11 protein-coding genes and 1 pseudogene are annotated in these 9095 nt (G+C 29.5%); 8 read left to right on the top strand and 4 right to left on the bottom strand.

Annotation, left to right across the window (positions count from 1 at the left end):
- On the bottom strand, window positions 1-621 hold a 621-nt coding region (locus tag MR593_RS03500; RefSeq protein ID WP_290686956.1), incomplete at its 3' end, for a hypothetical protein.
- A 30-nt stretch (window positions 622-651) separates the two neighbouring features.
- On the bottom strand, window positions 652-870 hold the full coding sequence (locus MR593_RS03495) for a hypothetical protein (RefSeq protein ID WP_290686955.1): 219 nt from the start codon (window positions 868-870) through the stop codon (window positions 652-654).
- Window positions 871-1189: 319 nt separating this feature from the next.
- Here MR593_RS03495 and MR593_RS03490 point away from each other — a divergent pair, with 319 nt between their 5' ends.
- From MR593_RS03490 to MR593_RS03480, 3 genes are all read left to right on the top strand, one after another.
- Complete coding sequence (locus MR593_RS03490; protein ID WP_290686954.1) at window positions 1190-1897, top strand: Ltp family lipoprotein; 708 nt, start codon at window positions 1190-1192, stop codon at window positions 1895-1897.
- A gap of 126 nt (window positions 1898-2023) precedes the next feature.
- Complete coding sequence (locus MR593_RS03485) at window positions 2024-2779, top strand: ABC transporter ATP-binding protein (protein ID WP_290686953.1); 756 nt, start codon at window positions 2024-2026, stop codon at window positions 2777-2779.
- Window positions 2766-3569, top strand: a complete 804-nt coding sequence (locus MR593_RS03480; protein WP_290686952.1) for an ABC transporter permease — start codon at window positions 2766-2768, stop codon at window positions 3567-3569. The genes MR593_RS03485 and MR593_RS03480 overlap by 14 nt, the downstream gene beginning before the upstream one ends.
- A gap of 49 nt (window positions 3570-3618) precedes the next feature.
- Here the strand turns inward: MR593_RS03480 and MR593_RS03475 are convergent, their stop codons facing one another.
- Window positions 3619-4110, bottom strand: coding sequence for a GNAT family N-acetyltransferase (locus MR593_RS03475; protein ID WP_290686951.1), 492 nt, complete (start codon window positions 4108-4110; stop codon window positions 3619-3621).
- Window positions 4111-4228: 118 nt separating this feature from the next.
- Between MR593_RS03475 and MR593_RS03470 the strand changes: the two genes are divergently transcribed.
- Window positions 4229-4636 (top strand): putative ABC transporter permease, encoded by a 408-nt coding sequence (locus MR593_RS03470; protein WP_290686950.1) that lies wholly within the window; start codon window positions 4229-4231, stop codon window positions 4634-4636.
- A gap of 81 nt (window positions 4637-4717) precedes the next feature.
- On the top strand, window positions 4718-5011 hold the full coding sequence (locus tag MR593_RS03465) for a hypothetical protein (protein WP_290686949.1): 294 nt from the start codon (window positions 4718-4720) through the stop codon (window positions 5009-5011).
- A 46-nt stretch (window positions 5012-5057) separates the two neighbouring features.
- Here MR593_RS03465 and MR593_RS03460 read toward each other — a convergent pair whose 3' ends face one another.
- Complete coding sequence (locus MR593_RS03460) at window positions 5058-5717, bottom strand: lysoplasmalogenase (protein ID WP_290686948.1); 660 nt, start codon at window positions 5715-5717, stop codon at window positions 5058-5060.
- A 412-nt stretch (window positions 5718-6129) separates the two neighbouring features.
- Here MR593_RS03460 and MR593_RS03455 point away from each other — a divergent pair, with 412 nt between their 5' ends.
- The 3 genes and pseudogenes from MR593_RS03455 to MR593_RS03445 form a co-directional block, all read left to right on the top strand.
- On the top strand, window positions 6130-8196 hold the full coding sequence (locus MR593_RS03455) for a S8 family serine peptidase (RefSeq protein ID WP_290686946.1): 2067 nt from the start codon (window positions 6130-6132) through the stop codon (window positions 8194-8196).
- 115 nt (window positions 8197-8311) lie between these two features.
- Window positions 8312-8593, top strand: a complete 282-nt coding sequence (locus MR593_RS03450; RefSeq protein WP_290686944.1) for a phage holin family protein — start codon at window positions 8312-8314, stop codon at window positions 8591-8593.
- 253 nt (window positions 8594-8846) lie between these two features.
- A pseudogene (locus MR593_RS03445) lies at window positions 8847-9095 on the top strand (hypothetical protein); the annotation flags it as partial.

Here is a 9095-nt window from a genome sequence, read left to right as displayed (position 1 = left end):
AGTTTTTAGGTAGCTATTCAAATAATTATCTAAATTTGGCAAGTAGCATTTTAAATTTTCATCTCCTATATGTTTTAAATATGAAGCTAAATAGTCGGTTAAGTTAAAAAAGTCGCTTATATAATTTGTTTGTGAAGCTTTTTCTTTTAAAAATTGATGCCAGATATTTAGTCTCAAAACTTCATCTTTAAAATCATAGGTTGCATCTAACCATTTAATTAACCTCGAGAAATTATTTAGAGTATAGGGGTTATCTAATTTTTGAGATTTAGAATATAGCGAAGTATTTATCCTACCGCGAATGACATCGATTTGAGGTTTAAATTTAGAATTTCTAGATTTATTTAAAATATTGTATATGGGAGATAGGTATGGTTTAAAATTTAAAATGTAATCTTTATATTCTCTAAATAAAACTCCAATTAGAATAATCTCAATAGAGTAGTATTTGCTGTCTTTTGGATCTTCAATATTTTTAGATTTTAAATAAAGCTTGAAGTCGTCTATGTATTTACTAGACTTGCTTAAAGTTTTGTCGATTAAATCATCTCCAAGCTTTTTTATTGTAAAATAGTATTTTTCGTAATCACTATTTTCAGATTTTAATGAATATGTTATCAAGTTAAATCACATCCCACATAAAAATATTTTTTATTTGCAAATTATTTCGCTTAATATATCGTTTAAATAATCTTTAGTAAATTCTAGGTTTTGGTAGAATAAAAACATCGCAAATTGATTTGGATTTAATTCTCCGTTTTCTTCAGTAAGTTCGTTTATGCGTTTGATTAGTTCCTCTGAAGAGTATTTATGTGTTAGTAGATTGTTGAATGCTTTTTCTGTTATAAGGTTTAATTCTTCTTTAGTCATGTGTTATTTCCTCCTCGATTGTTTATTAATATATTATACAATTTATTTGTGTTAATTTATACTGTTTTAGGTAAAATATTCTAATTTTAGAAATAAAATCCTAGTAGGAAATTATATTAAAAATAATTATTAAAAACCAAAATATAATATTATTATTCAACACAAAAAATAAAACACTAACTAAAAATTAAAACCTCTTTCATGTACAAAAATATGTATACAAATGTAAATAAATGGAATTAGAGTAATTACTAATATAAATTGTAAAAATTATGATATAATTATAAATGTACATAAAAAACATGTGGAGGGATACAAAATGAAGAGTAAACATGAAAAAGTAAAAAAGCCATTTTATAAGAAATGGTGGTTCTGGCTGATTGTAGTCATAGTTATCGTTGGAGCTGTTGGAGGTGGCGATACAGAGGATTCAAATGTAGCTACTGAAAGTAATAAAGTAATTACTGAAGAAAAAAGCGAGAAAGTAAATGAAACAAGCGCAGCAGAAGAAAAAGATGCATCAGAAATTCAAAGCAAAGATATAGAAGAAGACACAAAACAAGACGAGGACGTTCCAACAGAATACAAATCTGCATTAAATAAAGCACAATCATATGTAGATCTTATGAATATGTCTAAAGCCGGACTTTATGACCAACTAACATCAGAATACGGTGAACAATTTTCAAAAGACGCAGCCAAATATGCCGTGGACAATGTAGATGCTGATTGGAAGGAAAATGCGTTGAAGAAAGCACAGGAATACAACGATACTATGTATATGTCTAAAGCAGGTCTTTACGATCAGCTGACATCAGATTATGGTGAGAAATTTACGAAAAAACAAGCAAAATACGCTGTAAATAATGTAGACGCCGATTGGAAAGAAAACGCATTAAAAAAAGCAAGGGATTATCAAGAATCTATGGATATGTCTAAATCTGCAATTTACGATCAGTTGACATCAGATTATGGTGAACAATTTACAGAAAAACAGGCTCAATATGCTATAGATCATCTTGACTAAAAATAATCATAAGAAGGTTAGAAGAATAAGTTTAATATATTCTTTTAACTTTCTTTTTTTTTGGTACAAAACACTTCAAACTTTAATAATATAAACTATGCCAAGTAAATCATAGGGGGTGACAACATGGGGAAAATAGTAGAAGTAAAAGATTTGACGAAAAATTTTTACACTAAAGATGGCGAGATGGAGGTGTTAAAAAATATAAGCTTTCACGTAAACGAGGGCGAGATATTTTCAATACTTGGACCATCAGGCAGTGGCAAATCTACTATTTTAAACATTTTGACAAAATTACTAGAGCCTACTTCTGGTACGGTCGATATAAACGGTACGATAGGATATATGTTTCAGAGGGATCATTTATTAGATTGGAGAACTATAATGGATAATATTACCATAGGGCTTGAGATTATGAAACGCAAGGATGCGAAATCTATCGAGAGGATAGAGCGATTGTTGAAGACTTATGGGCTTTGGGAATTCAGGAATATGTATCCAAAGGAATTGTCTGGAGGGATGAGACAGAGAGTCGCGCTTATTAGGACTCTGTCAGTGGACCCTGATATACTTCTTTTAGATGAACCTTTTTCTGCTTTAGATTATCAGACTAGGTTGATGGTAAATGACGATGTTTATAGGATTATAAAAAATGAAAATAAGACAGCTCTATTAGTCACACATGATATAAGTGAAGCTATAGCAATGTCCGATAAAATTGCTGTAATTTCGAAAAGACCTTCTATTATAAAAAGCGAGCACAAAATAGAGTTTGAAGATTTAAAAGAAGATAGAACTCCTTTTAAATGTAGAAAAGTACCGAAATTCCAAACCTATTTTGATATCCTATGGAAGGAGATAGATAATTATGAACAACAATAAAACCTCTGTAGGATACAAAAAATATCTAAGAGATATAAAAATAGAAAAAGTAAAAATATTTTTCATACAGATACTACTTTTGGTATTTTTAATGGCGATTTGGGAAATACTAGCTAATAGAGGTGTTATTAGCACGTTTTTATTTAGTAAGCCAACTGAAATATACGATTTATTCATGAGGTATATGGGAAACGGAGAACTACTTATACACGTGAAGACATCTGTATATGAGACAGTATGGGGTTTATTTATAGGAACAGGTCTAGGTATATTGATTGCAATTATGCTTTGGTGGTCACCTAAGCTATCTAAGGTTCTAGATCCATTTTTAGTTGTATTAAACGCACTTCCTAAGACTGCCTTAGCCCCTATTATAATCGTATGGGTAGGTGCTAATATGAAGGGAATTGTAGTTACTGCTGTGACGATTTCCATAGTTGTTACTATTTTATCTGCTTATAATTATTTTATAAATGTAGATGAGGAAAAGGTAAAAATGCTAAAGAGCTTCGGAGCGACTAAAATCCAGATATTAAACAAACTAATTTTACCTGCCAATATAGGTAATTTGATAAATATAACTAAAATCAATATAGGTCTGTCTTGGGTCGGAGTAATAGTAGGTGAATTTTTGGTCTCTAGAAATGGTATAGGATATTTGATAGTATACGGCAGCCAGGTGTTTAAATTAGATATAGTTATGATGGGTGTATTTGTTTTAGCTGTTTGTGCGTGGGTTATGTATGAGGCTGTTAATTTAGTTGAGAAGTTTTATAATAGTCGTAGGTAGTAAGTAAAAGATATAAGGAGAGTTGAAAATCTCTTTATATCTTTTTTAATTAAAATTCTAATAGCATATCGTTCCACTTAGCATCGCCGTGAGTAGAATTTGAAACTCCTAGATGTTTATACCCGAAACTTTCATAAAATCCAATCAAGTGATCCTTGCAAGTCAAGATAATTCCTTTTTTATTTCTTTCTTTGCTGACTTTTATTAAATGGTTCATAAGCTGAGACGCATATCCGTTGTGTTGATACTTGGGAAGTACATCAAGTCCGAAAACAGTTTGATAAGCTCCATCAGGATTGTGCATAGATAAATCGTGGTAAAGCTCATCTGGAAGCTCTGGCTTATCTGTTGAACATCCATTTACAAATCCTATTACATCTTTGTCTAGCTCTGCTACAAAGAAGGACTCTGGAAAAGTAGCTAGTCTTTCCTTTAGAGCATCGTAAGTTGCAGCTTCTGCTTCTGGAAAACACTTAGCTTCTATATTATATACGATATCTAAATCATCGATTGTGGCATTTCTTATAAATAGTTTCTTCATGATTATCTCCTTTATCTAAATATTTCCATAAATAATGTTAATACATTTTTGAATAATATACAAATGCAAAAGAATTATTTTTTGAAAGAATTCATATTATTAACGGGGGTGTTTTTATTTGAAAGATTTTATTGTAAAGGAAGTTTTAATAGTTGTGATAATGGGATGCGTATATACGAATATCGAGATGATTTTTAGGGGGCACACGCATCCGTCGATGATAATAGTAGGAGGATTGTGTGGAGCTTTTGCGGGAATTATAAACGATATCACGCCGAAAATGAAAATGTACAAACAATGTATATTGAGTGCCGTTTTTATAACATTAATTGAGTATATATCAGGATATATTTTAAATATTAAATTAAATCTTGGGATTTGGGACTATTCAAATCTCAAATACAATTTAAATGGGCAGATTTCACTTTTGTTTAGTTTTATATGGATATTTTTGAGTTATTTTGCTATAAAATTTGACGATATGCTAAAAAACGACCTCTGCAGAAGAAAAAATATAGATAGATAATAGAGGAAATTTATATAAATTTCTAGAATTATTAAACATTCAAAATTTATCAGTTTTAACTAAAAATGGAGGAAATCTATCATGGCTAATGAAACTATAAAATGTAAACGATGTAAAAATGATGCAAGATTGATCAGTGCTTCTAAAAATTTTATGCAGATGTGTTTTTATTCTCTAGTATGTGCTTTAGTGTGTTCTATTATTCCAGCTATAGGCTCAGTTATTGCTCCTGTTTTTGTAATACTTGCTGTGGTTTTAGCTTTGGTGTCTTTATTTATGAAATACAAAGGCGGTGCAATTGTACAATGTGACAAGTGCAATGCTAGATATAAAATTACAAAATACGAATACGATGAATATAAAAAAACAAATTAAAAATGAAAAAGATATCTAGTAAATAGCAGCTAGATATCTTTTTTGTTTAAAACATATATCCTATACTAAGTGCGATTATCATCTGTCCTATATAATAAGTAGCTAAATTTAAGCTCTCCATAAATTTAGGGCAATCCTTATAGAAAAGAACAAAAGATAAAATCATATCTGAAATAGTAAATAAAATCGCGCCCACAATAATCAGATTAGACCAAATTGCATGATAAGAATATAGAGAAATAGCTTTGAAAAGCATGAAGCTTATAATATATGTATATAAAACTATAATCTTAAATAGCTTACCAAAGTCCAAAAACTTCATTAGCTTCATACCTATTACTACAACACTTCCAAATGCGATGCTTATTAGAAAATAAACTATAGAAAAATCAGTCAAATGGTTAAATGCTACATAATAAAAAACATGAGTTATACAAAAACTAAAAAGCCCTAAGATAAACATTTTCCCGTTGTCCTTATTAAAAGCCAAAAATACATCGCCAAACAATGAAAATACGAGTCCAAGTATTATAAATAAAAAATATGAAAAATTGCAATTGTGATTTAAATAGCTGAAAACTGCTATAGCTAAAAATAGAATACTTGTTATTGTTTTGCTTAAAACCCTGTAATTTTTTGAATCTATATAAGTTAAATAAATTAGAATTGTTAAAGAAACTACTAATAATACACATAAAATAAACAATTGAAAAACCTCCTTATAATGGTTATCCCTACCATTGATAACAAGGTAGGGATGGGAGAATACATGAAAATTACACATCTAATAGAAGATATACTTTTCATAAATATAAAACTTTATATTTATATATTACCACAAAAATACCAAAAAGTATCAAAAAATTAATAAATTTTTATCAATCTTTTTTATGAGAATGTAAAATTTATAACAATTTAAGGTTAGAGGCTATTTATTGCTTGGAAAAATTACAAAATTGTAAAATTCTCTATTTAAAAATAAGTGTTTATTAAATTTATTTTCGTGATATAATGGAATATAAATTCATAGATATTATATATCTCAATTATATTATAAATATAATAAAAAATTATCTATAATATCTATAATTAAATTTAATTAAAATGGGGGACTTATGATGGTTTTTAAAAAAAGGGTTATATCTTTGTTTTTATCTTTATCATTAGTATTGCCTAATATAGGTACAATTTATTCCTATGCAGAAGAAAAAAATAATTTAAACGTAGAAGAAAAAAAGATTGAATCAGAAAATGCACAAAAGGAAAAAATATCAAAGCAATTAGAGGCAAAATTTGATTTAGATAAAGCAGATGGTGACTATGTGGCATCACAAGTAAATAAATACAAACTCGATCAAAATTTTGAGTATGCAGTAAAAGAAGTTTTAAATTATTATTATGACGAAGAGAAACACGAAGAAATCAAGCAATTTAATGATTCTATTGACTCGAGAGCCGACCAAATAATAAAAGACTATGAAAAGGCAGCAGAAGAAAGAAATACAGAAAGTGATGATTTAGGTTATGTGCCAGGACAAGTAATCGTCGAATTCAAGGATGATGTAGATGAGAATTTACAAGATGCTGTAGTGACTAATTTAGACGGTGAAATCGACGAAGTAAATGACGATAATGTAGGAGTAATAGATATATCTAATTCAGAAACTGTAGCTAAGGCATTAGAAAACTACGAAGACAGCGATTGTATAGAATCAGTACAACCTAATTTTGTATATAAGCTAGTATCTTCAAGCAGTTCAAAAGCCACTTCTACTACAAGTACAAACGATAAATATTCAAGCAGACAATATTATTTAGAAAAATTAAAAATATATGATGCTTGGGATTATCTAGATACAATAAGCACTAAGAGAGTAAAAGTAGCCGTATTAGATACTGGTTTAGATGTAAATCATCCAGATTTACAAAGTAATCTTTATCTAGCAAAGGATGCTGTAAATGGTTTTTCTAATTTGAAAAAGGACCGCTGGCATCATGGAACACATGTATCTGGTATATTAGCTGCCACAACTAATAATTCTACAGGTATAGCAGGTATAGGAAATAACAAAATAGATTTAATAGCTATAAACGTATTTGTTGGAAGTGGCGAAGATGCTTCAGCTCTTACAAGTGATATTCTTAAAGGATATAAATACGCTGTTGAAAAGGGAGCTAAAGTAATAAATATGAGTTTGGGAAGACTTGTAGATGATAATTTCTATAGCACATATGACCAAAAGCAAGATAAACTACTAGAAAACGCAATTGAAGATGCAGCAGCTAAAGGAGTTGTAACTGTCTGTGCAGCAGGAAATGAAAATAGCACTATGAAATTTTATCCAGCTGACTTTGATGCTTGCATATCTGTAATAAATATAAATAAAAGCGATCAAAAGGCATTTGATTCAAATTACGGAACTAAAAAAGATATATCAGCTTATGGAACAGATATATACAGCACAATACCTTATTCAAATGGAAAAAGATATATGTACGATAGCGGAACATCAATGGCTTCTCCTATAGTAGCAGGCGTTGTGGCACTTATGAAATCTAAAAATCCATACGCTTCTGTAGAAGATATAAAATCTACTCTATACTCTACAGCAGACGATATAGGTAGAGCAGGAAAAGATAGCTTCACAGGCTACGGAAAAGTAAATGCCCTAGCAGCAGTAAAAGCAGTTAAAAAGAATATGGCTTCACCTACTATAGATACCATAGATTCTTCTGATACAGTTGTAACTGGTACAGCTTCATCATCTGCCACAATTAAAGTTTACAATGCAAGCGGAGCTTTAATCGGTTCAGGCAAAGCTTCCTCTGCAGGAAAATACAGCATAAGTATACCTAAGCAATCAGGAGGAACTACTATTAAGGTAGTGGCCTCAAAATCAGGCTATTATTCAAAATCAGCTACAAAGACAGTTTTAAAGAGATTTACATCAACATTTACTGCTAGCACTATTTATTCAACAACTACTAAGGTAACTGGTAAAGGATCAAAGGGCGCAACTATTAGAGCATATGTAAATGGAAAGCAAATAGGGTCATCAACTACTGTAAAATCAACAGGAAGTTATACACTTACAATACCTAAGCAAAAGAAAAAAACAGTTGTGACTATAAAGATGAGCAAAACAGGATATGTGTCTAAGAGCATTACGAGAACTGTAAAATAAATACAAAATGAAGGCCAGCGGACGAAAATCTGCTGGTTTTTATTTTTGTCAAATATTCGCTTTAAAAGTAGCATTATTTCTATTTTATGAATAATATGTTACAAGAGGTGATTTTATGGATTTAAGTCAATATACTCAATATATGGTTCCGATAATTATCGGGTTTTGTATGTGTGTTGGATATGTTATAAAAAATAGCTTGGATTTTATTCCAAATAAATATATTCCGCTGATTTTATTGATTTTAGGTGTAGTATTAAATATTATGATAAATAAAAATTTTTCACCCGAAACATTTATGGCGGGAGCCATAAGCGGTCTAGCTAGTATTGGAACCCATCAAACATGTAAGTGCCTAAAAAATCAGAAGAAATCAGAGGACGATATAGATAGTTGATTGTGTTTTTAGTGTATGTCAAATTTATTTTTGATATACACTATTTTTATTTGAAAAATTGATGAAATATTACAAGTTTTATTATACATATAATTACCTTAGAAGCATTGTAAATATGTTTAATGATTTTGTGAGATTATGTATAAAATAGATCTTGTTGGGACATAATATAACCAAGAATTTATATAAAAGTAAAAATATTTAAGATTAGGAATTTATATAGCTAATTTCCTAAATCAGGAAGAGGTGCATTATGTTTCAACAAGAACATTCAAATATGTTTAGTTTTAAAAAAGTTAAATCAATGGTAGATAATTTAAATATAGAAGAAATGAGTTCTTTAATAGCGTTAGCTCAACAAAAATTAAAAAATTTGTATAATTTGGGATTTTATGACCAAAAAGAGGGAAAAGATAAGATTTTAGAAGGAAGATTTAAAAATGGTCTCAAATGTCCTAAATGTGGACATTCAGAGTTAAATAAAAATGGAAAAACATATGGT

This window comes from Intestinibacter sp. (assembly GCF_022780145.1).
Taxonomy (GTDB): domain Bacteria; phylum Bacillota; class Clostridia; order Peptostreptococcales; family Peptostreptococcaceae; genus Intestinibacter.
The sequence above is the reverse complement of the archived record's forward strand: the minus strand, read 5'-3'. Positions and strand labels throughout refer to the sequence as shown.

Coding starts and splice junctions, on each gene's coding strand:
- MR593_RS03495 (WP_290686955.1), bottom strand. CDS start 870: ATGACTAAAGAAGAATTAAACCTTATAACAGAAAAAGCATTCAACAAT.
- MR593_RS03490 (WP_290686954.1), top strand. CDS start 1,190: ATGAAGAGTAAACATGAAAAAGTAAAAAAGCCATTTTATAAGAAATGG.
- MR593_RS03485 (WP_290686953.1), top strand. CDS start 2,024: ATGGGGAAAATAGTAGAAGTAAAAGATTTGACGAAAAATTTTTACACT.
- MR593_RS03480 (WP_290686952.1), top strand. CDS start 2,766: ATGAACAACAATAAAACCTCTGTAGGATACAAAAAATATCTAAGAGAT.
- MR593_RS03475 (WP_290686951.1), bottom strand. CDS start 4,110: ATGAAGAAACTATTTATAAGAAATGCCACAATCGATGATTTAGATATC.
- MR593_RS03465 (WP_290686949.1), top strand. CDS start 4,718: ATGGCTAATGAAACTATAAAATGTAAACGATGTAAAAATGATGCAAGA.
- MR593_RS03455 (WP_290686946.1), top strand. CDS start 6,130: ATGGTTTTTAAAAAAAGGGTTATATCTTTGTTTTTATCTTTATCATTA.
- MR593_RS03450 (WP_290686944.1), top strand. CDS start 8,312: ATGGATTTAAGTCAATATACTCAATATATGGTTCCGATAATTATCGGG.